Origin of the sequence: Alloiococcus sp. CFN-8 (assembly GCF_049943125.1) — a bacterium.
Taxonomy (GTDB): domain Bacteria; phylum Bacillota; class Clostridia; order Clostridiales; family Clostridiaceae; genus JAEXZL01.
On sequence record NZ_CP188040.1, the window covers coordinates 394,281 to 419,775 of the forward strand.

23 protein-coding genes and 1 pseudogene are annotated in these 25,495 nt (G+C 35.9%); 5 read left to right on the forward strand and 19 right to left on the reverse strand.

Annotation, left to right across the window (positions count from 1 at the left end; translation table 11 throughout):
• Positions 1 to 66 precede the first annotated feature (66 nt).
• Positions 67 to 903 (forward strand): M15 family metallopeptidase, encoded by an 837-nt coding sequence (locus ACPWSR_RS01920; RefSeq protein WP_426350011.1) that lies wholly within the window; start codon positions 67 to 69, stop codon positions 901 to 903.
• Between the two features lie 35 nt (positions 904 to 938).
• On the opposite strand, the gene ACPWSR_RS01925 is transcribed toward ACPWSR_RS01920, so the two are convergent.
• The 5 genes from ACPWSR_RS01925 to ACPWSR_RS01945 form a co-directional block, all read right to left on the reverse strand.
• Positions 939 to 1,913 (reverse strand): Gfo/Idh/MocA family protein, encoded by a 975-nt coding sequence (locus ACPWSR_RS01925; protein ID WP_426350012.1) that lies wholly within the window; start codon positions 1,911 to 1,913, stop codon positions 939 to 941.
• A 297-nt stretch (positions 1,914 to 2,210) separates the two neighbouring features.
• Complete coding sequence (locus ACPWSR_RS01930) at positions 2,211 to 2,531, reverse strand: nitrous oxide-stimulated promoter family protein (RefSeq protein WP_426350013.1); 321 nt, start codon at positions 2,529 to 2,531, stop codon at positions 2,211 to 2,213.
• An 11-nt stretch (positions 2,532 to 2,542) separates the two neighbouring features.
• A complete protein-coding gene (locus ACPWSR_RS01935; RefSeq protein ID WP_426350014.1) occupies positions 2,543 to 4,198 on the reverse strand; it encodes an amino acid ABC transporter ATP-binding/permease protein in 1,656 nt (551 codons plus the stop codon).
• Positions 4,191 to 5,948 carry an ABC transporter ATP-binding protein/permease gene (locus tag ACPWSR_RS01940; RefSeq protein ID WP_426350015.1) on the reverse strand — a complete coding sequence of 586 codons (1,758 nt, stop codon included), beginning with the start codon at positions 5,946 to 5,948 and terminating at the stop codon, positions 4,191 to 4,193. Before ACPWSR_RS01940 ends, ACPWSR_RS01935 begins: the two co-directional genes overlap by 8 nt.
• Before the next feature lie 20 nt (positions 5,949 to 5,968).
• Positions 5,969 to 6,325: a YbaN family protein gene (locus ACPWSR_RS01945; protein WP_426350016.1), complete on the reverse strand. Its 357-nt coding sequence runs from the start codon at positions 6,323 to 6,325 to the stop codon at positions 5,969 to 5,971.
• A gap of 260 nt (positions 6,326 to 6,585) precedes the next feature.
• On the opposite strand from ACPWSR_RS01945, the gene ACPWSR_RS01950 reads away from it, so the two are divergent.
• Positions 6,586 to 6,960, forward strand: coding sequence for a hypothetical protein (locus ACPWSR_RS01950; protein WP_426350017.1), 375 nt, complete (start codon positions 6,586 to 6,588; stop codon positions 6,958 to 6,960).
• Between the two features lie 185 nt (positions 6,961 to 7,145).
• Here the strand turns inward: ACPWSR_RS01950 and ACPWSR_RS01955 are convergent, their stop codons facing one another.
• Positions 7,146 to 7,574 (reverse strand): hypothetical protein, encoded by a 429-nt coding sequence (locus ACPWSR_RS01955; RefSeq protein ID WP_426350018.1) that lies wholly within the window; start codon positions 7,572 to 7,574, stop codon positions 7,146 to 7,148.
• A 226-nt stretch (positions 7,575 to 7,800) separates the two neighbouring features.
• On the opposite strand from ACPWSR_RS01955, the gene ald reads away from it, so the two are divergent.
• Entirely contained in the window at positions 7,801 to 8,913 is a 1,113-nt protein-coding gene (gene ald / locus ACPWSR_RS01960; protein ID WP_426350019.1) for an alanine dehydrogenase, read from the forward strand.
• 45 nt (positions 8,914 to 8,958) lie between these two features.
• Here the strand turns inward: ald and ACPWSR_RS01965 are convergent, their stop codons facing one another.
• The 12 genes and pseudogenes from ACPWSR_RS01965 to ACPWSR_RS02020 form a co-directional block, all read right to left on the reverse strand.
• Entirely contained in the window at positions 8,959 to 9,882 is a 924-nt protein-coding gene (locus ACPWSR_RS01965) for a prenyltransferase (RefSeq protein ID WP_426350020.1), read from the reverse strand.
• 48 nt (positions 9,883 to 9,930) lie between these two features.
• Positions 9,931 to 10,710, reverse strand: a complete 780-nt coding sequence (locus ACPWSR_RS01970; RefSeq protein ID WP_426350021.1) for an ABC transporter permease — start codon at positions 10,708 to 10,710, stop codon at positions 9,931 to 9,933.
• On the reverse strand, positions 10,703 to 11,425 hold the full coding sequence (locus ACPWSR_RS01975) for an ABC transporter ATP-binding protein (RefSeq protein ID WP_426350022.1): 723 nt from the start codon (positions 11,423 to 11,425) through the stop codon (positions 10,703 to 10,705). Before ACPWSR_RS01975 ends, ACPWSR_RS01970 begins: the two co-directional genes overlap by 8 nt.
• Positions 11,418 to 12,335, reverse strand: a complete 918-nt coding sequence (locus tag ACPWSR_RS01980; protein WP_426350023.1) for an ABC transporter substrate-binding protein — start codon at positions 12,333 to 12,335, stop codon at positions 11,418 to 11,420. The genes ACPWSR_RS01975 and ACPWSR_RS01980 overlap by 8 nt, the downstream gene beginning before the upstream one ends.
• 184 nt (positions 12,336 to 12,519) lie before the next feature.
• A complete protein-coding gene (locus ACPWSR_RS01985) occupies positions 12,520 to 14,199 on the reverse strand; it encodes an FAD-dependent oxidoreductase (RefSeq protein ID WP_426350024.1) in 1,680 nt (559 codons plus the stop codon).
• Between the two features lie 55 nt (positions 14,200 to 14,254).
• Positions 14,255 to 14,818: an alkyl hydroperoxide reductase subunit C gene (gene ahpC, locus ACPWSR_RS01990; protein WP_426350025.1), complete on the reverse strand. Its 564-nt coding sequence runs from the start codon at positions 14,816 to 14,818 to the stop codon at positions 14,255 to 14,257.
• A 312-nt stretch (positions 14,819 to 15,130) separates the two neighbouring features.
• A complete protein-coding gene (locus ACPWSR_RS01995) occupies positions 15,131 to 16,189 on the reverse strand; it encodes an aldose epimerase family protein (RefSeq protein ID WP_426350026.1) in 1,059 nt (352 codons plus the stop codon).
• A 76-nt stretch (positions 16,190 to 16,265) separates the two neighbouring features.
• Positions 16,266 to 17,615 (reverse strand): MATE family efflux transporter, encoded by a 1,350-nt coding sequence (locus ACPWSR_RS02000; protein ID WP_426350027.1) that lies wholly within the window; start codon positions 17,613 to 17,615, stop codon positions 16,266 to 16,268.
• Between the two features lie 270 nt (positions 17,616 to 17,885).
• Complete coding sequence (locus ACPWSR_RS02005; RefSeq protein ID WP_426350028.1) at positions 17,886 to 18,041, reverse strand: FeoB-associated Cys-rich membrane protein; 156 nt, start codon at positions 18,039 to 18,041, stop codon at positions 17,886 to 17,888.
• Positions 18,042 to 18,056: 15 nt separating this feature from the next.
• Entirely contained in the window at positions 18,057 to 20,204 is a 2,148-nt protein-coding gene (gene feoB / locus ACPWSR_RS02010) for a ferrous iron transport protein B (protein WP_426350029.1), read from the reverse strand.
• A gap of 90 nt (positions 20,205 to 20,294) precedes the next feature.
• Positions 20,295 to 20,507 (reverse strand): annotated as a pseudogene (locus tag ACPWSR_RS02015) (FeoA family protein); the annotation flags it as partial.
• A 73-nt stretch (positions 20,508 to 20,580) separates the two neighbouring features.
• Positions 20,581 to 20,790: a FeoA family protein gene (locus tag ACPWSR_RS02020; protein ID WP_426350030.1), complete on the reverse strand. Its 210-nt coding sequence runs from the start codon at positions 20,788 to 20,790 to the stop codon at positions 20,581 to 20,583.
• 375 nt (positions 20,791 to 21,165) lie between these two features.
• On the opposite strand from ACPWSR_RS02020, the gene zupT reads away from it, so the two are divergent.
• Entirely contained in the window at positions 21,166 to 21,969 is an 804-nt protein-coding gene (gene zupT, locus ACPWSR_RS02025; RefSeq protein WP_426350031.1) for a zinc transporter ZupT, read from the forward strand.
• 116 nt (positions 21,970 to 22,085) lie between these two features.
• Here the strand turns inward: zupT and ACPWSR_RS02030 are convergent, their stop codons facing one another.
• Positions 22,086 to 23,762: an FMN-binding protein gene (locus ACPWSR_RS02030; RefSeq protein WP_426350032.1), complete on the reverse strand. Its 1,677-nt coding sequence runs from the start codon at positions 23,760 to 23,762 to the stop codon at positions 22,086 to 22,088.
• A gap of 437 nt (positions 23,763 to 24,199) precedes the next feature.
• On the opposite strand from ACPWSR_RS02030, the gene ACPWSR_RS02035 reads away from it, so the two are divergent.
• Entirely contained in the window at positions 24,200 to 25,369 is a 1,170-nt protein-coding gene (locus ACPWSR_RS02035) for a phosphoglycerate dehydrogenase (RefSeq protein WP_426350033.1), read from the forward strand.
• Positions 25,370 to 25,495: the final 126 nt, after the last annotated feature.

Here is a 25,495-nt window from a genome sequence, read left to right on the forward strand (position 1 = left end):
CAAATAATGTATAATAAATTTATAAAACGCATTATCTCACATAAAAATAATTAAAGAGGTATACCCATGAAGCAAAAGCTATATATAATTATTCTATTAATAAGTCTTATTCTTTCCGGATGTTCTCCTGATAAGGATATTAAAGGTTCTCAAGGAAAGGATGCTAGTAAGGTTTTAGAAGCCTCTTCAGCAGTTATTGAGGATGAAACTCCCTCGCCTGAAGCTAAGACCGAGCCAGCCACACCTCCCACTTCTCAAGAAGCTAACAAAGCTCCAGAGAAAGCTCCTAACCCTCAAGAAGCAAATGAGGATGATACTGTTGTTCCGGAGGTATCAGGGCCTAAGATAGTTGATGGTTTCGTACTCCTCAGCTCCTTAGATAAGAATTTAGTTATAGACTTAAAATATGCTACTCAAGACAATTTTACCGGGCAGGTTGTATATCCAACAGCCATTGCAGTATTAAGAACGGAAACTGCTGAAAAGCTGGCTGCTGCTAATAGAGAGCTAATGGCTTTAGGCTACAGAATTAAGGTTTGGGATGCTTACAGACCGGTTTCTGTTCAGGTTATCTTCTGGGACCTTGTCCAAGACAGTCGATATGTAGCCAACCCCTATAAGGGTGGTTCTATACATAATAAAGGAAGTGCTGTAGATATTACCTTAGTAGACTCTTCAGGCAAGGAAGTAGAAATGCCCTCTGGCTTTGACGACTTTTCAGAAAGAGCTTCAAGAAATAATCCCAATATGAGCAGCGAGGCCAGAAAAAACATGCAGCTCTTAACAGATATCATGGTTAAGCATGGCTTCACTTATATAGACAGCGAATGGTGGCATTTCAATGACAGCAATGCAAAGAAGTACGATATTGTAGATATTGATTTAAGCTTATTCCTAAAATAAAAAATACCTTGCTCCTGGCAAGGTATTTTTATTTATTAGGCTTTTTCAAAAGGGTAAATAACTCCCCATTGTTGTCTCAGACTATCCATAAGCTTCATGATTCTTACGGTTTCCTTATGAGGCATTTCTGGACATTCAGTTCGTCCTTCTCTAATAGCCTTTATTGCTGACAGTACCTCATATTCATAGCCTGTAATCTGTTTTGGTGTTTCAAAGGTCTTAATAACTTCTCTATCAGTACCATAAACCTTAATGCCTTCACAATTATTGATATTCTTGAACTCAATATAGCCCTTGCTACCGTTGATAATACCATATCTATCAGTGACAGCAAGCATGTTACTGTGAAGCACTGCTACCTTTCCGCCTTTGTAGGTAATAATTATAGTATTCTGTCCATCAACTCCAGTTTCAGTCTTTACACAATCAGAGGTAACTCTTTCTATGTCATCACCAAATATCATGGAAGCAAAGTTTATGGGATATACACCTAAGTCTAAAAGAGCTCCCCCAGCAAGATTAGGATCCACCATTCTTTTAACCTCATTTAATATATATCCCAGATTTGCTGTTAAAGAGGTTACCTCCCCTATAGTACCACTATCTATTATCTCTTGAAGCACCCATCTCATTGGTAGATACCTAGTCCATATTGCTTCTGTTATCAGAAGGCCTTTAGACTCTGCAAGAGAAATTATTTCCTCTGCTTGAGCTGCATTAGCTGTAAAGGCTTTTTCACAGAGGACATGTTTACCGTTTTCAAGACAGAGCTTAGCATTAGCATAATGCTCTGAATGAGGGGTAGCAATATAAATCAGCTCCACCTCCGGATCCTTCACCAGCTCTTCATAAGAGCCATAAGCCTTTTTTATATTATATTTATCTGCAAAGCTTTTAGCCTTTTCAAGACTTCTTGAGCCTACAGCATAGCACTCTGCCTCCTCCATATTGCTTACGGTATAGGCCATAGTACCACCTATATTTCCAGCTCCCAATATTCCTATCTTCATTTTCCCACTCCTTTCTAAATTTACCTTTTATTCCAGTATAACAAAATTTCCTGAGAGAATTAATCCCTCAGGAAAAAGTTAACATTTTCATCATCTACTATTAGAAGAAAGCTTTATATCGTAAATATATACCCCTTCATCCCTCCCTTCACTTAGATAACGATACACTGTTGAAAATGTTTCAATATTAACTATTTTTATACATCAATAATAATTATATAGCAAAAACAGACTATGAATAGTAATTTACTTTCATAGCCTGCTTATAGTTTATTAGTATATTTTATTGATAATTTGCTAATTGCTAGCTCTTAAGTCCCTTATTTTGTCTACTAACAGATGACTTATAGCCATCCAAGGATTATAAAAGATTATCCTTGGTCCTGAATATCTCATTACCTCTTTAATTTTAGCTTTGTATTTTGGAGCATAACATTGAGTAGTGCAGTGGGAGCAGAAGCCCTTGTTATCACCATGACGGCAATTATCTAGGCGTTTTAAGGCATAAGCCTTCAGCTCTTCTCTCTCTTCAGGTGTTCCATGACTTTCCTTTTTATAATAGATTTCTATCATCTTAATAATCATAGCTTTTTCTTTTTCAACTCTACTCTTTTTCAAAGCTATCACCTCTAGGATACCCTGCCTCTTTCTACGGAATATTCCTCATGGGCGATATTCATGGTAGATTTTCTGTGGGATATAAGAACAACGGTCTTGTCCTTACATTCCTCCTTAATTGATTTTAGAATTATCCCTTCATTTAAGCTATCTAGGTTGCTGGTAGGCTCATCCAATAAAAGTAATGGTGAATCCTGTAAGAAGGCTCTAGCTATTCCAAGCCTCTGCCTCTCTCCTCCTGAAAGACTCTCTCCCAGCTCGCTTACCTTTGTGTTATACCCTTCTGGAAGAGACATAATAAACTCATGGATAGATGCTTTTTTCGCTGCTTCTACTACTTCCTCATGAGTAGCCTCTGGTCTTGAAAGCTTAATATTTGCCTCGATAGAATCCTTGAATAAATAAGTTTCCTGGGTTACATAGCTCTGAATTTTTCTCAGACAGGAGGTGTTCAGCTCCTTTATGTCCTTCCCTGATACCTTTATATCTCCATTATCTCTGTCCCAAAACCTCATGAGAAGCTTTAAGAAGGTAGATTTACCACTTCCGCTTTTTCCTGTAATCCCCAGAATTTTATTCTTAGGTATCTCTATAGTAAAATCTGATAGTATTTTTTCGTCATCGTAGGAAAAATTCACTTCCTCACAGGATATACCGTGAAAATCAATCTCTTCCTTTCCCTCTACCTCCATGACCTCTGGCTCCTCCTCTAGAATTGCTAGAACTCTTTCACCACAGGCTAAGGTCTGAAGAAGATTGTTAGATAGATTACTTAAGGCAACTACAGGTCCAAAGGAGCTCATCATTGCTATAGTAGGTATAACCACTCCCACAAAATCAACGATTCCTCTACTCCATAGGAATATACCTGTAAAGAGCATTCCCAAAGAAAACAATAAAATTACCGTATCAGTGATGGCCTTTGTTTTTGCTTCATGCTCCTTAAGCTTTTCCTGAAGCCCATCGAGCTCGTCAGAGCTCTTAACCATTTTTTCTAATCTATCCTGACCATCGTTAAACTGTATGGTTTCTCTAAGACCTCTTAAGCTATCTAACACATAGCTATTTAATTCTCCAAAGGAATTTCTATACTGTTTTCCGTCCTCTTTACCTCTTTTAGAGTTTTGTCTTGGTAATATATAGCCTACAGTTATATATGCTAGTAAAGCAACTACAGCAAGAACCGGATTAAAGCTTCCGATAAAGAACAGCATTATTCCAGAAGTAATTATAGCTATGGTTACAGGTGCTATGGTATGAGCATAAAACACCTCTAGAAGTTCAATGTCTGAAGTGATTATTGAAATAAGATTACCTTTATCCTTACCCTCTAGCTTAGCAGGGGCAAGTCTTCTAAGAGCCTTAAACACCTTGTCTCTTATAATAGCCAGAAGTCTAAAGGCAATATAGTGCCCGCTTGCTTGCTCTGCATATCTTAATACACCTCTAAGCACTGCAAGGAGTAAAACTGTCACAAGTATTGTTTTAGTAGCTATTCCAGTAGAAAGACCAAAGGCATTAACTAAGCCATAGCCTCCTAATATAGTTATAAAAATTGAACATAAAAAGCCTATAACACCCATGGTTACTGTAATAGCCATAATGTGCAGCAGAGGCTTCACAAGGGCTAAAAGCTTTAATATTATTTTAAATCTACCTTTACCCATTGATTACACTCTCCTCTCTTCCATAGCTCTCCAGCTCCTGCTGCTTTAAGAATAGCCTGGAATACTGTCCTTTCTTATTCATAAGCTCTCTATGGGTTCCTTCTTCCCTTACTCTTCCATCCTCTAAAAGATATATTTTATCTGCATCCACTACCTGAGCTAGTCTATGACTGATCAATAATATTGTTTTATCCTTAGCCATTTCCTTAATAGCTGTCATTATAGCTTCTTCGCTTTCCACATCTATATTAGAGGTAGCCTCATCAAAGATATACATCTCAGAATTATGAAGAAGAGCCCTTGCTAAAGCTAGTCTCTGAGCCTGTCCACCAGATAAGTTACCAGCCTTCTCCATAATCATCATATCAAGTCCACCATTCTCCATGATGAAATCATATAGGTTTACCTGCTTAAGTACGGACTTTATATCCTGGTCAGTAGCCTTCTTATTACCAACCAATAGATTCTCTCTTACGGTTCCTTTAAAAATATAGCTGTTATGATTTAAGTAGGTAACCTTCTTCATTAGTTCTTCTTCATTTATATTCTTTATAGACTCACCATCTAACGAAATAAATCCCTGATAATTCTTTCTAAAGCCCATAGCTAAAGATGCAGCAGTACTCTTACCACAGCCTGATTTACCTACCAGAGCTACAAAGCTCCCCTTAGGTATATCAATATTTACCTTCTTTAAAATCTCTCTTTCATTATCATAGGAGAAGGTAAGGTCATTAAAGAATAAACCATCGCCAGGAGCTGCAAAGCCTTCCTCCTGATAATCATCTACAGCTTCCTTTTCCATATCCAGCAGCTTAAAGAGTTTATCACTGGCTGCCATTCCGTTCATTGCTATATGGAAAAAGGATCCTAAAAGTCTTAAAGGAATAAAAAATTCTGCTGAAAGCATTATTATTACAAAGCCCTGCCATAGAGCAATATTACCTTTTTGATATTCTGTAATTGCTAGGATAGCACCTAAAGCAGCTCCACCAAAGGCTATTAAATCCATAATAGTAACGGAGTTAAGCTGCATAGTTAACACCTTCATGGTTATTTTTCTAAATAGCTCAGCTTCCTCGTTCATCTCTTTATTCTTTGCCTCATCAGCTTGGAATATCTTCAAGGTAGTCATTCCCTGAACATTTTCTAAGAAGCTGTCTCCCAGTCCTGTGTATATTGTCCAATATTTACTCAAAAGCTTTTTTGCAAGCTTTTGTATAGCTATTATTGATACTGGTATCAGAGGAACACAGGCAAGAAGTACTGCTGCTGCCTTTATATTTATAAAGGATAGTACAACAAAAAGGGTTATGGGAGCCAGCAGGCTATAAAAAAACTGAGGAAGATATCTTCCAAAATACACCTCAAGCTGCTCTACACCCTCCACAGAAACTTGTACTATTTCACTAGTAGATACCCTTTCCTTATAGCCATTTCCAAGGGCTAAAAGTTTTTTATATATAAGCTCTCTCAAGGTTGTTTTAACCTTAGCAGAAGCCTTATAGGACATCTTCCCTGCTTTTATATTGCAGAAATATCTAATTCCAATCATTAATAATACTATAGCTAGTACACAAACCAACTCTATAATCATGACTCTACCACTGCCCACTCTTTGAATTAAGAGTCCTATATTAAAGACAGCAATTATATTTGCCAGTAGTGCAATCCATTGATAAGCTACATTCTTAATAATATAGCCTTTGGATTCCTCTACAGTATTAATTAGTCTTTTGTTAATCATCATACGGCTAATTCACTCCTAAATTAAACAGTTTTAATTCTGAATATAAAATAATAATATTTAAATACCATAAGGCATAATATAAAAATTCTCAATGCCCATACATCCACCGTTATCAATGGAATCATTAGCATAGTGGAAGCAAAAGCTAAAAGAGATATCTTTGTCTTTTTTGCCATGGATCGATGCTTAATAAAGTCATCTAAATGGTCCTTATAAAGCTTAGTCCCTGTAAACCAAATGTGGAATCTTGTTGAACCCCTAGCAAAGAAAAAAGAGGCTAAAAGTAAAAAAGGAGTTGTAGGAAGAATCGGTACTAGTACTCCCAATAAACCAAAGCCCGCAAAGAGAAACCCTAAAGTAATAAATAATATTTTCATATATAATAACCCCTAACTTTATTGATAGTGAATATCATTTGCTTTTATCTATTTAATTATATGTACAAAAAGTTAAATAGTCAACAAATATTAAACATATTGTTTTTTATTAAACAATATACGCGACAAAATTCCTACCCCTTATTTGTAAATTTTATATTTTATTTGAATAAAATACATAAATTTACTAATAAGTTATGTATAATATGATTATATTCATTAAGTATCAGGATACATAAATAAAAGAAAGGAGTTTTTTTATGAGTTCAGTGTTAGGCGCTATTCTATTTGGGATTATTGCAGTTATGACACTACTGGTGACATTAGGTATGCCTTTAGGCGAATACACCTTGGGGGGAAAATACAAGGTATTACCCTCAAGATTAAGGATTGCTAGCGGGATTAGCTTTTTTATACAATTACTTGCAATTATAGCAGTACTTCAGACTGCGAGGATTATTACTACAGGTATTCCCTTTAGTGTTGCAAGAGGTCTTTGCTTTTTCTTCGCTGCCTATCTATCAATAAATGTTTTCATGAATCTTTTCTCCAAAAGTAATAAAGAGAAATATGTTATGACACCACTTTCAATAGTCGCAGCAACATGCTTCTGGATTACAGCTATCAGCTCTTAGAATAAATAAGTACTAATTATAACCTATTATAAGAAAATTGTTTATTATGCTCCTCATATCATAGTTCTAGAATTATATTTTATATGAGCTACACTATGAAGAGCATATTCCACTAAAATATCTACCATAACACACCTACATTAGAGGATTAGTTACAGCACATTACTACTGATTATTATTACGATTTACAAGAACTTCTTAAGCTGCTGAAAATTATTTTCCTCTGTTTTTAGTAGCTTTTCCATGAGGGCAAGGAACTCCTTATCCTCATTTTTGTACTTCCTCAGATTTCTAGTGGCCTGTATAATCCCCATAGTACTTCCATTAATCATCATCTCAGCAATGTGGGATGGACTCTTATCTCTCAAGGTTTTAAAATTAATCATCATATAGGCACTAATTTCACTTAAGGCGCCTACGCCTTCTTCTTCATAGCCAAGTCTGTCCAAAAGCTTTTGGCTCTCTTCATTAATCTGCCTATATTCTCTAAGCTGAGAATCTAAGTGCTTTTTAAATTCTTGATCCTCTACGATACCTGACAATTGCTCTATGGTATTAACTCCCATCTGAGAATTTTTATAAACATAGTTTAAAAGTTCTTCTGTATTACTCATATTATCATCTCCTCAGCTATATTTTTACCTATTAACCAAAAATAATTACAATAAAATCACTCCAACTCTAAAAGCATTATTTTAATTTAAATAAATTTTTATAATAAATATTGATATCTTTATAACATTAATCGTCTAATTATTCAAATATTCTAAATATTATATGATATAATTATGGTACAACAATCTAAAATTAAAAAACACAGCATTTATTGGGAGGTTAATTATGAAAATTGGTTGTTTAAAGGAAATCAAAAAGCATGAGTACAGGATCGGATTAATTCCGGATAATGTAAAGGTATATTGTTCTAATGGTCATACCGTTTATATAGAAAGAGATGCTGGTGTTGAATCAGGCTACAGCAATGAGGAGTATGAAAAGGCAGGAGCAATAATCATAGAAACAGCTAAAGAAGTGTGGGATTCCTCTGAGATGATAATAAAGGTTAAGGAACCTCTGGAGGATGAATATCAATATTTCAGACCCAATCTAATAATATATACCTATTTTCACTTAGCTGCCAACAGAAAGCTCACAGAAGCACTTTTAGCTTCAAAGACCAAGGCTGTAGCATATGAAACCTTAGTTGAAAGTGATGGAACCATTCCTCTCCTCGCCCCAATGAGCCAGATAGCTGGCCGTTTAAGTGTACAAGAAGGCGCTAAATATCTGGAGAAGCATTGCGGTGGTTCAGGCATTCTTTTATCCGGTGTTCCAGGGGCTCCTAAAGGAAAGGTTGTTATCCTTGGCGGTGGTACTGTTGGAGTTAACGCCTGTAAAATAGCTGTTGGCATGGGAGCTGATGTAACAATTTTGGATATTAACCTGGAGAGACTCGCATACCTGGACGATATTTTTGGTTCTAGAATACAAACGCTCTTTAGTACCGAGGATAATATAATAAACTCCTTAGTTGACGCTGACTTGGTTATCGGAGCGGTTTTAATTCCTGGAAAGGCAGCTCCAAAGCTGATAAGAAAAGAATATTTAAAGGTGATGAAGCCAGGAAGTGTTATTGTTGATGTTGCTGTAGATCAAGGTGGCTGCTGTGAAACCTCCAATACAACCTACCATGATTCTCCAATCTTTATAATAAATGGAATAATACATTATTGCGTGGGTAATATGGCTGGCTCTGTTCCTAGAACCTCTACAATAGCTTTAACAAATGCCACTATCCGGTACGGGCTTCAAATAGCAAACATGGGCTTAGAAAGGGCCTGCTTATCCCATAAAAGTATATTTACAGCAATCAATACCTACGATGGCTACTGCACCTGTAAAAATGTCGCTGATACCTTTCAAATAGATTATAAACCAATTGAATATCTAATATAAAAATAACAGCGGTGAAATACTTTCACCGCTGCATACTTATCTAATCTATCTAAATATTAGAGATATTATCATTAACAAATTAAAGCCTATATGAAGAATATTAGTTATTTTAATGGCACTTTTTTGAGGCAAGGAAGCCTTTTTATAGCAGCTGATAGCTGTTGGAATAGTTAATATCACCAGCAGAGAATGCCATGGAAGCTTATCTAGCGCTGCAAATACTACCGTTAAAATATACATGAGCAAAATCAGCATTATATAAATAGCTCTTCCAGCATTTCTTCCTATCAGTACAGTTAAGGTCTTAATACCAAGATTTTTATCTCTTTCATAATCTCTAAGCTCATTAGACATCATCATGAGAGGTATAGTTAAACCCGCAGGTAGTGTATATATTATTGGTCCCCAGGAAAACTCACCGGAAAAAACCATGTAGCTTCCTTCTACCATTAAGGATCCTACAAGAATTAAAGACAGCACTGCTCCAAGACCTCTCTTCTTATATACAAAGGGTTCTCCTGTATAGGCATAAGCACCTATAATTCCTACAGCTCCAATATAAATAAGCTTATAGGTTGAAACATACATGAGCACAAGACCAATGGCTGCCGTGAGCAGCAGACAGCTTATGCTGAAACCAAAAACTAACAGATCAAAGGCAGTTCTCTCATATTTCAAGAATTTATAGGTTTTTTCCCCAGGTCTGTGATATTTAAAAGAGCCTTCATAAAAATCATTTATGAGATTAGCAGCTCCTAAAACACTCATCCCTGCTATAGTCACTAATATAATTTTAATAATATCTAAATATGTGTTTTCTGAAAATAAATATCCCGCTCTCTTAGCCATGAGGACTCCTAAGGTAGTAGATGCTACAGCTAAGGAAAGTGATAGGGGCCTTAAAGCTATCCACAAATCCATAATTATTTTTTTAATGCTTCCATCATGGTTTAAATCCTTAGTATTCAATTTAAATCTCCTGTGTATAAAATTTTCATTCATTTCCTTCTAAAAGCTTCACTGATGGTTCTCAATAAAATTATTCTTAAGCTTTGTCCAAGGGCAAAGATACTTCTCTATTAGGTCTATGGCTTTAAATAGCAATAGTCCCATTAACCCTAGAGCGATTATTCCACTGAACATTTCTACATAATTGACCATAGACCAGCTATTCATAATAAAATATCCAATGCCGTAGCTGGTGGCAAAGTTTTCGCTAAAGAATAATACTGATATACTGATTCCAATGGTATTCCTAGTGGCTGTAATAAGCTTGGATAATATACCAGGAAAGACCAGATGCCTGTATACATGAATTCGTCCTAGACCTAAAGAATATACAGAAAGAAATATTTCCTTGGGTATATCCTTAATCCCATCTCTTGCTGCCAGTATAAACTGGAATATTATAATAAAAATAATTAATAAAATCTTAGGTCTTTCTCCAATCCCAAAGAGAATCATCAGTATGGGCATAAAGGCTATCTTAGGAAGTGGATAAAGAATATATATTATTGGGCTTATTAATCCATCGGCTTTCTTATTCATACCGATAATAACTCCAATAATACCTCCCAATAGAAGAGATACCAATATTGCAGCAACAATCCTTACAAAGCTCATTCCTATATGAATTAATAGAGTTCCAGGAAGTATAGCTATGAAGTTTTCAAAGGCATCAAAAGGTGAGGGTATAGCAGGAGAGTCAACAATAATATGAAGTAAGTACCACAGAAAAACTAAGGCACAAAAGGGATATGCCTTATTAATAAATGCGTACCTTCTTAATTTATCCATTAAGCACTCCTCTAACCTTAAGACACATGGTATAAAACTCCTCTTTTCCTCTTATATTCCTATCTCCAAAGTATGGATTGTCTATAATTTCTTTAATGCTTCCTTTATCTATAACCACAATCCTTTGACCCAAAAAAACAGCCTCCTCAATATTATGGGTAACCATAACCAAAGTAAGCTCTCTTTCCTGGTAAATCTTTAAGAGCATATCCTGTAGCCTTTCTTTAGTTATAGCGTCTAGAGCAGAGGTTGCCTCATCAATGAGCAGAAGGTCAGGTTTAAGGGCCAGTGTTCTTGCTATGGCCACCCTCTGCCTTTCCCCTCCGCTAAGCTCTTCAGGATACTTATGGCGATATTTTAATATATCAAGCTCCTGGAGAATGGCTTCACCAATCCTCACTACCTCTTCTTTCTTTTCTCCCCTTGCCTTTATAGGAAAGGTAACATTATCCCATACATTCTTCCAGGGCAAAAGTCCATAGTTCTGTAGAATTAATCCAGTGTCCTTTCTTATCTCTTTTATGGTCTCCCCTTTTATTTCAACTCTTCCTCCTGCTGGCTTAATGAGCCCAGCTATAGTATAAAGAAGTGTTGTCTTTCCACAACCGGAAGAGCCTATAATTGCACAGGTAGTATTCTTAGGAACCTCAAGATTAATATTCCTTAAAACTTCATTGGTACCATAATCTACTTTCAGATCCTTTATATTAATCATTAACGAAGCTTCCATCCACTAAATCTTCATATTTTAGATTAATTTCTTTTCCTAAGACCTCTTTATTCCATTTCATTATACCTTCTAAATAAGCTTTATCAGGAACTCTGGCTTGATTATATTCTGGTATGAGTATCTTATCCTTTATCTCTGCCTTTAGCTCCAGCTTTGAAATTAATATTTCTCTTGCTTCCTGATCATCCTCATTTATATCTTCTACAGCTTTATTATAAGCTTCATGGAAAGCTTTTAGCTCTTTACTCTTATTTTTAATGGTAGAGCCAGTAAACACCATAACATCTGGAGAAAACTCCTCATTATTTTCTATCATTATCTTCTTAAGCCCATTTAACTCTCCATTAGAGGCAACAGGTTCCGGGATTACTGCCATATCAAGGCTACCAGCTCCTACCATCTCCATTCTTGCAGGAATTTCATTTATATAAACCTTTTCCACCTCGTAATCCTTCAGTGACTTATCGGCAAGGTAATTTGATACGCTTATCTCCATCATTCCTACCTTTACTTCTTTAGAATCAGCATAATTAGGATTCACCAAGAAAGGAAAAGCCCCATCAGTACTGGTTGTTACTTTTATATCAAAGCCATTTTCCACATTATTAACCAGCGCTATAACATCGGTCATTGCACCATCTAACTCACCACTTTGAAGAGCACTCTGTCTATTCATTGCATTGGTATATACCTGAACCTCAATATCCAAACCTAAATCACTAAAATAACCCTTTTCTTCTGCCAGGAATATTGGAGCAGAGTCCACTGCTGGCATAACCCCTACCTTCAGTGTCATTGACTCCCTATCTTCTGTTCCCTTTGCTTCACTACACCCTACAGCTGAAACCATTAATATTCCTGCCATAATTAGCGAAGATATTTTCTTTATGTACATAATATCTCATCCCCTAAATTGTATTGATAAAAATTTACCATATATATTTTAACAATATTGCTTGTTATTGTAAACTATTCTTTTCCTATTTAACAGCAATAAAACCTTGGATCAAAAATCCAAGGTTTTTTTAATATCTATAATTTATATAGAATTTTATTTAGAAAATATCTGAAAAATTCATTTAAGCACTTTCTATAAGCTCTAAAATTTGATCAGTGCTCTTTTTACCAAAGGCAATTTCTTTATCATTAATCACAAGGCAAGGAACACTCATAATACTGTACTTTTCCTTAAAATGAGGATAATGAGCTAAATCATACATCTCTGCTTCAATCTCCTGATTTTCTAAAGCAATTCGTTGAGATCCCATAACAACTTCTGGACACATAGTGCATGCTAAAGATACGAAGACCTTCATATTAATTTTTTTGTTCAAACCTTTAATTTTATCTAAGGTATACTTATCTAAAGGCTGTCCAGGACCAGCTGCATTATATAAGGCTATAACAAAGGAATTAAACTCATGGCCACCGGGAACTCCATGATACTGGATTCCCAGATAAACACCTTCCTCATTGAAAAACATCAGGGCAGGATAGCTATCAGTATACTTCTTGTACTCTTCCGCCTCTGCTGAAGTCACAGAATGAAGCTCATAAGATATGTTATCAGTTAAAGGGGATAGCTCCTTTAAAAATATCTTAAGCTCTTCTGATATTCCTCTATCATCTAAAAGGGCTACAAGCCTCAGCTTCTTTTCAAGCTTTGAGAATATTGGCTTAAGTTGTGCTGACATCTCAGCTGTTATGAAGGTTCCAGAAATCTCCTTGGTTCCAACTTCTACTTCAGCACTACTTTCTGCTACTTTAGAACCAGCTTCTGCAGGCTCCCCAACCTTTTCCTGTCTCTGAAGATTTAATTCTTGATATTTATCTGCTATATATTTTTCTAAGGAGGTAGCTGCTATAGCTCCATCAGCTACGGCTGTAACTACCTGTCTAAGATTTTTAACACAGACATCTCCAGCAGCATAAACTCCAGGTATATCAGTCATCTGATTTCTATCGGTTATTATATAACCAAAGTCATCTAGCTGTACCTTCCCTTTTACTAGTTCAGTGGAGGGTACATAACCAGCAAATACAAAGACACCAAAGGTTTCTGCTGGATTCTCAGGTCTGTACTCCCACTCATCACCAGTTATATTGTTGATAAACTTAGCATATTCAAGCTTATTATTCCCGCCGATTTCCTTAACTTCTGTATTGAAGAAAATATCTATTCCTTCATGAGCCTTCACCTTATCTCCTATGGATTTTGCACAGGTAAACTCCGGCTCTCTAGCTATAATACGTACCTTCTTTGCAAATCTTGTGAGGAACATAGCTTCTTCCGCTGCTGCAAAACCAGCTCCTACAACGAAGACATCGAGACCTGTAAAGAATTCCCCGTCACAGGTAGCACAATTGGCAACCCCTCTTCCCTGAAATTCCTTTTCTCCTGGAAAACCTAGTTTTCGTGGGCTCGCTCCCGTTGCTATTACAACGGCTAAAGCTTTTAATTCTCCTTTAGTAGTAATAACCCTTTTATAATCACCCTGAAGCTCTAATTCCTTTACCTCAGCTGAAAGGAAGCTAGCACCGAAGCTAACAGCCTGCTGCCTCATAACTTCTGTAATTTCCTTTCCACTTCCAGAAGCTACTCCTGGATAGTTAACCACCTCTTCTGTTATGGTTATCTGTCCTCCGCTCTTCTCCTTCTCTATGACCAGCACCGACTGCTTAGCTCTTGCTCCATAGAGAGCGGCGGATAGTCCCGCAGGACCTCCGCCTATTATTATGACATCATATAACTGATCCATAAACTACTCCTCCTAAATGCTGCTCTTTATCTAAATGAATTATAAGCTTCGATTGTTAGATTAAACCAACTAAGTCAAGGCTTGGCTTTAAGGTTTCCTGACCTGGCTTCCAGTTAGCTGGACATACCTCATCTCCATGCTCAGCAACAAATTGAGCTGCTTGAACCTTTCTTAAAAGCTCCTCTGCATTTCTACCTACGTTTCCAGCAGTAACCTCATAGGAAACAATTTTACCTTCTGGATTAACAACAAAGGTTCCTCTTTCAGCCATACCATCTTCCTCTATAAGAACCTCAAAATCTCTGGAAATAGCATGGGTTGGGTCTGCAAGCATAGGATATTGAATCTTCTTAACAGCCTTAGAAACATCATGCCATGCCTTGTGAACAAAATGAGAATCAGTGGATACTGAATATATCTCGCAACCAATAGCTTTGAACTCTGAATACTTTTCAGCTAAATCCTCAAGCTCTGTAGGACAAACAAATGTAAAATCTGCTGGATAGAAGAAGAATACAGACCATTGTCCTAATACATTTTCCTTAGTTACTTCTTTGAAAGCTCCTTCATGAAAAGCCTGAACCTTAAATTCCTTTATTTCTTTACCTATTAATGACATATAAATAACCCCCTATTAATTTTATAATTTACATTTATTATTAACTAATAATTATTATTAACTTGATGTTTTTATTGTATTATAAACATTATCCATTGTCAATGTTAAAAATATATTTTATTATAATTATTTTGTTATTTTTTAAATTATTATTAGAATTAATAGAATAGTGAAATAACTAGCTACATATTTCTATCTTAGAAGGAAGTCATTAATATAAAAAAAAACAGGATTAACCACTTTAGAGAAGTGGTTAATCCTATCAGTAGATTTTCTATAGATGCTTTTCAATATATTTTTTAACTAAAAAACTTATAAGCTATAAAACTCAAAAATGGTAGTATGGAGATATTTATCGCCTGCTTTTAGAATAGGAGATGGAAAGCTTTCTTCATTAATAGCATTTGGATAGTATTGTGTTTCAAGACAAATTCCTTGATAGCTGTGATAATTAACCCTTCCCTTTCCAAAGGTCGGCTCCTTCATGGTATTTGTAGTATATATCTGTATACCGGGCTTGGTAGTATAAACTCTCATTCCTATGCCGCTGTTTTCATCTCTTAAATCCGCAGCAATCTCATCAAGCCTTCCTTTAGTATCTAAAACCCAATTATGATCATAGCCTGAAACTGCAGCAACCTGGCCATAATCTGATTTGATATCCTTCCCTATAGGCTTTAAGGTTGTAAAATCCATAGGTGTACCCTTAACCCCTTCTATTCTTCCATAGGGTATCAGCTCTGCATTAACAGGAGTAAAGGACTTACTGTTTATATAAAGCTCATGACTTAGTACATCACCAGAATCATGACCTGAAAGGTTGAAATAGCTATGATTAGTTAAATTAAGTATCGTATCCTTATCACTCTCACCCATATATTCTATCCTTAGCTTATTATCTTCTGTTAATATATATTTTACCTTAAGTGATATATTCCCAGGAAAGCTATTAGCCTTTTCCTCACTATAATAGTTAAGAAGCAGAGCTTCTTCTCCTTCTTCATTAACCAGATTGGCTTCCCAACGTACCTTATGCAGCCCATATTTTCCACCATGAAGCTGATTATTCCCTTCATTTTTATCCAGATAATAGGTGGTGTCACCCAGGATAAAGGAGGCTCCTGCTATCCTATTAGCATGTCTTCCAACTATCGCACCAAAAAAGCCTGGATTATCCTCATATTCCTCCATGGAATCATAGCCTAAGACTACATCTCTTATCTTTCCAACTTTATCTGGTACCCTTATGGAAACCACTATTCCTCCAAAATCTAAAATATCTACTTCCATACCCTTTGAATTAGAAAGGGTATAAATATATACCTCTTCTCCAGTGGAGATTTTCCCAAACAATCTTTTATTTTCCTTCATTTCATTCCCTCCTCAATATATTAAAATTATCTAATAACTCTAGACGAATTTAAACTTTTATAAGGTGTTTCAATCATCATATCCTAATATGTTGCCACTTGCTGCCCCTGTACCTGATAATAAAAAATATACTCCTAAATACCCAATCCACAGTCATGGCAACCCATACACCAAATACACCCATACCCATGTACTTACCAAGCACATAGCTTAAGCCTATTCTAAAGGTCCACATAGATATAATAGAAATAACCATGCTATATCTAACATCGCTGGCTGCTCTTAGAGCATTGGGTAACGTAAAGGACATTGGCCAAATAATAGCACTGCAGATAGAGCTATAAGTTAAAATAGATTTAGTAAGGTCAGCAGTAAGATCAGATAAGTTATAAATTCTTACTATGATAGGCAAGGCTAATATGAATAGAATATTTATTACAATCATGGCCCCATAAGCTATTATCATAAGCTTCTTTGTATAATATCTAACCTGTTTATAGTCCCCTGCCCCTACAGCTCTTGAAACAACTGTTACTAAAGCTAATCCTATAGCTGATCCCGGCAATATCTGGTATGACCCCATAGTACCAGCTATGGCATTGGCTGCTATGGAGGCTGTCCCAAAGCTAGCCACTAGGTTAAGAACCAATATTTTTCCCAGCTGAAACATACTATTTTCAAGTCCATTGGGTATTCCAATAAACAATATCTTTTTTATAAGGCTAAAATCCATAGTAAACCTAATACCTTGTCTCAAATGCACCGGAAGCCTTTTCCTCTTAAGGAGAATAATTATTATAACAGCTCCTATAATCCTGGATAAAAGGGTAGGTATTGCAGCACCGGCAACTCCCATTTTAAACCCATAAATAAGCAGTGCGTTTCCTGCAACATTAATTAGATTCATGATTATGGAGGTATACATGGTTATTTTTGAATTGCTCATAGCACGAAATACTGCAGCTCCACCATTATATAAGGCTATAAAGGGAATTGATAAAGAAACAATCATTAAATATGTGTTAGCTTGTACCTTAACATCCGGAGCTATGGTTCCAAAAAGATTGTTTAATATAAAGCCCTTACCCATATACATAAATGTCATTATTCCTATAGATAATACTGTAGTAACCATTACCAGCTGTTCTGCACTTCTACAGGCCTTTTCATTATTTTTTCTTCCCAGGTACTGTCCTACTACCACTGCACCTCCCGTAGCTAGGGCGGCAAAAATATTTATTATAAGAATATTTACAGAATCCACCAGGGATACAGCCGAAACTGCTGCTTCACCTACCCCTGCCACCATTACTGAATCTGCTAGTCCAACAGTTATAGCCAATAGCTGCTCTACCAAAAGCGGTGTTATCAGCTTGAATAAGTCCCTTGTGGAAAACAATACTTCCTTACTATCTGATTCCTTCAAATCTATCCCTTCTTATCTATATTGTTTATTCGTATATCTATTAAGTAGTAAATATCTTTAAGTTATAGTATTATTACATTCCATTTGTCTCTATATATAATTTACCATATTTTTGATGGATATAAAAATTTTTATCAAAATTAACCTTCAATTCATCCTAAACAAGAGCTAATAAAAATGCTATTTATAATTAGAAGGTGCATAGTGAAATTATTATTCACCATGCACCTTCTTATATTATTTCTTCTTTATTAATTCACGCTTATGTTATTACTTCTTAATCTCTAGATTACTGCTGCAACCGCTACAGCCTTCACTACCACTGCAGCCTGAACAGCCACCGCTCTTTTTTGTTTTTATTATTTTTCTTATGGCAACAAACATACAGACTACTAGAATTCCAATAACTAATATATCACCAATCATGATACGCACACCTCTTTAGGTTAAAGATACTTCGGCATTTACAGATTCATTTCTCTTTCTTTCTGGTCTAAAAAGCAGATAGAGCACAACCAAAAGAGCTAAAAGTGCAGCAATAGTTCCTGCTCCAAAGGATAATGCACCTGACAAAAAGCCTCCCAGCTGATTTATTATCAATGAAACAGTGTAAGCAACGACCATTTGATAAGCTAAAGCAAAGGCAGTCCACTTCCAGTCATTCATTTCTCTTCTAATGGCACCAACTGCTGCAAAGCAGGGAATGCTGAACAGATTAAAGGCAAGGAAGGAAAGTCCTGCAGCTCCGTAGGTAAACATAGAAGCAATCTGTTCTAGAAGAGCTGGGCTCGCTTCTGAAACCTCTTCTAACCCTTTTAATACCGCCAGGGTACCTACTACCTCTTCTTTAGCAACGAAGCCTGTTATAACAGCTACTGAAGCCTGCCAGTTTCCAAAGCCTAAAGGCTTAAAGATAGGAGCTACAAAGCCTCCAACCTTTGCCAGCAAGCTTTCACCAACTTCAACCATTCCGAAGCTTCCGCTGTGGAAGCCAAAGGAGGAAAGGAACCAAATCAAGCCACAGGCAACAAATATTACTGTACCTGCCTTTATTATAAAGGATTTACTTCTTTCCCACATATGAAGGAAAACTCCCTTTGCTCCAGGGATGTGATACTGAGGAAGCTCCATAACAAAAGGAGCAGGCTCTCCCTGAAAAGGCTTGGTCTTTTTTAGAATAATACCAGAAGCTACTATTATACCTATGGCCAAGAAATATATCCCTGGAGCCATCCACACAATATCAGGAAAAATTGCTCCTCCTATGAGAGCGATAACAGGAAGCTTAGCTCCACAGGGCATAAAGGTAGTAGTCATAATGGTCATCCTTCTATCCTTATCACTTTCTATGGTCTTAGTAGCCATAACTCCTGGAACTCCGCAGCCTGTAGAGATAATCATGGGTATAAAAGACTTACCAGACAATCCAAACTTTCTAAAAATCCTATCCATTATGAAAGCAACTCTTGCCATATATCCACAGTCCTCTAATATAGAGAGGAAGAAGAATAAAAGAAGCATCTGAGGAACAAAGCCTAGGACAGCTCCAACTCCACCAATTATTCCATCTACAACTAAGCTGTTTAGCCATGGAGATACCCCAATAGAATCTAAAAGATTCTGAACAGAAGGCTGAACTATTCCACCAATAACCGTGTCATTAGCCCAGTTAGTCAATACATCCCCTACAGTTGAAACAGATATATAGTATATTCCAAAGATAATTAATGCAAAAATGGGTAGTGCCAAAAATCTATTTGTAACAACTCTATCGATTTTATCTGAGGTAGTGAGGCCTGTCTGCTGCTTCTTTAAACACCTCTTAATTACAGAGCCAATAAGTATATATCTCTCATTAGTTATAATACTCTCGCTATCATCGTCCATAGCTTCTTCTGCTCGTTCTATTATAGCTGATATTCTATCCTTTTCATCCTCAGTTAAAGCTATAGACTCAAGGATTTTTTCATCTCTTTCAAAAAGCTTAATAGCCATAAATCTTCTCTGATCCTCTAGAATCTTGCTAGATACAATAGCCTCTATTTCCTTTAAATATACCTCAACTTCCTTTGAAAAGCTTAGCTGCCTATTATATCTCTTTTCTTTTGCAGCCTCTGTAGCTTTATCCACAGCCTTTAAAGATCCCATCCCTTTTAAAGCTGAGGTTTCTATAATATCACAGCCAAGGCTTTTTGAGAGCTTTTCTACATCTATAACATCTCCATTTTTCTTAACTAAATCCATCATATTAAGAGCAATAACCACCGGTATTCCAAGCTCTAAAAGCTGTGTTGTTAAGTAAAGATTTCTTTCTAGGTTTGTACCATCAACGATATTTATTAACCCTTGAGCTTCACCGCTTAAAAGATAATTTCTTGTTACAACCTCTTCTAGGGTATAGGGAGATAAGGAGTATACTCCTGGAAGGTCAGTAATAATAATATCTTTCTTTCCCTTCAGTCTCCCCTCCTTCTTTTCTACTGTAACCCCTGGCCAATTACCTACATATTGACTTGATCCCGTTAAATCATTGTACATGGTGGTTTTTCCACAGTTTGGATTACCAGCCAATGCTATTTTAATAGTCATTTTAATCCCCCCAAATTATCTAACAGTTAGTTTAGGCTAACCACAAAACCTTATTATAAGCAGAGCTCCCACTCTCCACTTATGAATTCATTATTTAACCTCAATCATCTCTGCATCAGCCTTCCTTAAGGAAAGCTCATAGCCTCTTACAGTTATCTCTATAGGATCACCCAAAGGCGCAACCTTTCGCAGGTATATTTCTGTTCCTTTGGTTATTCCCATATCCATTATTCTGCGCTTAAGTGCTCCTTCCCCATGGAGCTTAACAACAGTCACCGTTTCCCCAATATTAACATTTCTTAAGGTATTCATCTATACTCCCCATTTCACTCTTAAATCTCAGTTTATTTCATCAGTAAAATTTATTCCGTAATAATTAAACTATTATTCTATTAGCCATTTCCTTACTAATTGCTATTCGGCTATCCTTAATATTAACAATAACATTACCAGCCAATTCAGAAACTACAACTACATTTCCACCTACAACGAAGCCAAGCTTTTCTAAAAACCTTTTTGCTTCATCTCTGCCTCCGATTTTTTTTATAGAATTTATTTCCCCAGCTTTAGCCATTGTTAACGGCATAAATTCCACCCCACTACATATAAATTTAGTTAGTTACTTCTAACTATTGATTATAAAACTAAAGTTAGTAATATCTAACTTTAGTTATAGTATATCACCCTGTTACATTATTATCAATATATTGTAGATATTTTCTTAATTTTTAACAAACAAATAGTAAATTCTTATTAACTAAGTTAAAATATAATAAATCATCTAAGTATTATTGAGTATCTTAATCAGAGAAATAAAATAATATATTATTGTCATATAAATTGTATTTACAATTACTTAAATCTCATATATAATTACATTAATTGATAATCATTATCAATTAATATATATTCTTATTTATAATATTTAATATAACTTACACTAAAATCAAAGGAGGTAATTATGAATAATGTACTATTTGCATTTAGCCTAACACTTTTTGCAGGTTTATGCACAGGTATAGGAAGTGCTCTTGCTTTTTTTGCAAAAAAGACTAACACAAAATTTCTTTCAGTAAGCTTAGGTTTTTCTGCTGGTGTTATGATTTATGTTTCCATGGTTGAAATATTTGTTAAGGCCAAGGATTCCTTGACAGGAGAACTAGGAATTAAAACCGGTTCCTGGGTCACAGTAATCTCATTTTTTGGAGGCATGCTATTAATCGCTCTTATAGACAAAGTTATCCCCAGTGAAGAAAACCCTCATGAGGTATATAAAATCGAAGATATACCGCAAAATAGTTCCAAGGAAGATAAAAAACTTTTAAGGATGGGACTCTTTACAGCTTTAGCTGTAGCAATCCACAACTTTCCAGAAGGCTTAGCAACCTTTATCTCTGCCCTTCAGGAGCCAGAAATAGCCATACCAATAGCTGTTGCTATTGCTATCCATAACATTCCTGAAGGAATAGCTGTATCAGTTCCTGTATACTATGCTACAGGAAGTAAGAAAAAAGCCTTTATCTATTCCTTCCTGTCCGGTCTTTCAGAGCCTTTAGGAGCAATTATTGGATATTTAATATTAATGCCTTTTATAAATGACCTTGTACTAGGGATACTCTTTGGAGCTGTAGCAGGAATCATGGTATTCATATCTCTTGATGAGCTTCTGCCTTCAGCAGAGAAATATGGAGAACATCATCTATCTATATACGGATTAGTGGCAGGAATGGTTGTAATGGCCGTAAGTCTTCTTCTATTCCTATAATATCAAAATGTTTATATTTTTGTATTTAGCCGTCATATGAAGTTAGTACAAGTCTTCTAACACAGAAATACAAGGATAATAAAAAAGCATAGAATTAATCTATGCTTTTTTATTTGCTATTTTATTTCCAAGTTGATTTCTCTAGCGCTTTCAAGGGATTTCTTGATAGCCGATATAATATCTCCATGAGGATCATTAAGGCTCATAGTTGCTCCTGAGGTTACATCTGCTAGGTCTTTCTTCTCAGCATCAGTTAAAGCACTGTACTTTGCTTTATCCTTTTCATCCTCAGCTTCAGCTTTAAGAGGTCTTCCATTTATATCGGAGGTATACTTTTTAAACCACTGTTCAACTTCTTCTACAGTCTTGCCAACAAAGAGCTTTTCAAAAACTTCAATTTGATCTGTCCAGGTAGAAGCCCCTACAATATATTTATCTCCACGAGCTCTTTTAGTAACCCAGCCATTAACCTCGCTGGTAAACTGCTCCTCTGTATCTGCTGTCTTTCCATCTACCTTTTCATCATGATTTTCATTATTATTGTAGCCACCCTGTCCCGGGAAACCGCTGAGATGAGGCATTCCATCCCCATCATAGTTAGGAGTAGCAAACTCTAATTGATCTATGTGAAGTGCAGCTATCTTACCATCCTTATCAAATAAGGTATTAGCAAAAACTTGATTTATACTGTAAACTGGTGTGCCTGTATCATCCTTACCAGGACCTATACGAGGCATGAAGTTTAAGCCCATTCCCTGTTTTGTAGCTCCTTTAATATCTAAAGCAATACGATTCTCATAAGCATTTTTTATTGCACCTATAATATCTCCATGAGGATCCTTAAGACTCATAGTAGCACCTGAGGTTACATCTGCCAGTTCCTTTTTCTCAGCATCTGTTAAAGCATTAAACTTTGCTTTATCCTTTTCATCCTCAGACTCAGCTTTAAGAGGTCTTCCATTTATATCTGATGTATACTTTTTAAACCACTCTTCAACCTCATCTACTGTCATACCTGTAAAAAGCTTTTCAAAGGCTTCCATCTGTGCTGTCCAAGTAGAGGAACCAACTATATATTTATCTCCTCTTTCTCTCTTGGTTGTCCATCCTTTAATCTCTTCAACAAATCTATCCTCAGTATCTGCAGTCTTTCCATCTATCTTTCCATCATGATTTTCATCATTATTATAGCCACCCTGTCCTGGGTATCCACTGAAATGAGGCATGCCATCTCCATCATAGTTTGGAGTTGCTACCTCAAGCTGATCGATGATTAGAGAAAGAATTTTACCTTCTCCATCAAATAAAACATTAGCGAAAACTTCATTGAAGCTATAGACTGGAGTATCTGTATCATCCTTACCTGGACCCACTCTTGGAACACTTGTAATACCGAAGCCCTGATATACATCAGCAGCAGTGACAGAGCCTGAACCAGCCTCTTCCTTTTCTGGCGCTGGATACTTTTCAGGATCTAATGCATTATTAACCGCAGCTATTATTGCTTTACTGGTTACAGTAGCCCCTGAAATCACATCTACATCCGTAGAATTTGCCTTAACTATGGCAGCAGGAATGTCCTTCAAAGCTGGGTCTGCGATACCTTCTGTTTCCTTGTGTTCTGTAACCTTAACAGAAACTATCTTCTCCCCTTCTTTCTTTACTTCAACCTTCAGTTCGCCACCAATACCTTTACCTACTCCTGTTAGGGTTTCTTCCTCGCCACCACTAGAGCAAGCAACCATTGACATTGCAATTAGTCCTGTTAAAACAACTGATAAAAATCTTTTCACTAAAATGCCCCCCCTTAAAATTGTCCTTTAACTGAAAATCTCGATATGTTTGTTATTTATCTAACATAATATCCTTTTAAAGTATAGCATATATTTGTATTTGTTCCAATATAAACCACTAAATTTTTATTAAATTACGCTTTTTGTATTTCTATCAATAAATCTAGCTTATAAAAGATAAAAGATTAACTACTTATTGTGTTGAACATTAATTAATTAAATAACAATGAACATCTTTTTCATTTTGTTTGTAGGATATTTTAAAGACTATATTGATACTTTTTATTCAATTATCTAAGTAAGACTATTGACTTTATTCATTCTCATTTATATACTGATTATTAACACTACACCGTACTAAAGTTATGTAATTATTATAGATAATTTTTATATATATTAATATTAAATACAAATTATTGTAGAAAGGGTTGTATCAAATGAATAAAATTATCTGTTTAAATCCACTATCCATTGAAGGACTTCAACTACTGCCAAAAAGCTATGAAATTGTTGAAGATCTATCACAGGCTACGGGAGTTTTGGTACGCAGTGCAAATATGAAGGATTTAAAGCTGCCAGCTTCTCTCTTAGCCATAGCTAGAGCTGGTGCCGGCGTCAACAATATTCCTATCAATCAATGTGCAGAAAAAGGTATAGTTGTTTTTAATACCCCAGGAGCCAATGCCAATGGTGTAGTAGAGTCTGTAATAGCAGGGATGCTCATAGCTGCCCGAGATATTGTTGGAGGAATCAATTGGGTTAAAGCTAATTCTGCTCAAAAGGATATAGCTTCTCTTGTAGAGAAAAACAAAAAACAATTTTCAGGAACTGAACTCTTAGGTAAAAAGCTCGGAGTTATAGGTCTTGGTGCTATCGGATACAGAATAGCTAACGCTGCAATTGGCCTCGGTATGGAGGTTTATGGCTATGACCCCTTTATCCCTGTTAAGTGCGCTTGGAATCTCTCTCGTCATGTAAAGCATGTGGACTACCTTGAGAATTTACTTAAAAACTGTGATTATATCACTATCCACGTACCTCTTAACCATAAGACAGAGAAACTTATTAATAAGGAAGCCTTCGAAAAGCTAAAGGATGGCGCTATTTTGTTGAACTATTCTAGAGACAAGCTAGTAGATGAAGATGCTTTAGAAGAAGCTTTAGAGAGCAAAAAACTCCGTAAATATGTAACAGATTTCCCAAATGATAGGATTGTTAACCTAAAGAATATCATAGCTATCCCTCATCTTGGTGCTTCTACAGAGGAGGCTGAGGATAATTGCGCAGTAATGGCCGTGGAAGAGCTTAAGGATTATATAGATAACGGTAATATAACTAACTCCGTTAACTATCCCGATTGCTCCCTAGGGGCACTAAAAAAACCAGTGCGATTAGCCGTAGCTCATAAAAATATACCAAATATGCTGGGTAAACTCACAGTTCTTCTAGGTAACAAGGGAGTTAATATAGCAGATATGATATCAAAGAGTAGAGGGGAGTACGCTTATGCCCTCTTTGATTTAGATAGAGACATCCCTCTTGAAATATTAAATTCAATAAAAGACATAGATGGAGTAATTAAAGTAAGAACTTTAGCTTTAGAATAGAAACTTCAGGACTATTATAAGCAGTTTTCTTAAGTTTGTTTTTAGAATATTTGTATTATTATTGACATTTTCACTTTACCGCGTTAAAATATAAAAAATGTTTTTATTTTAACAAGAATATAATAT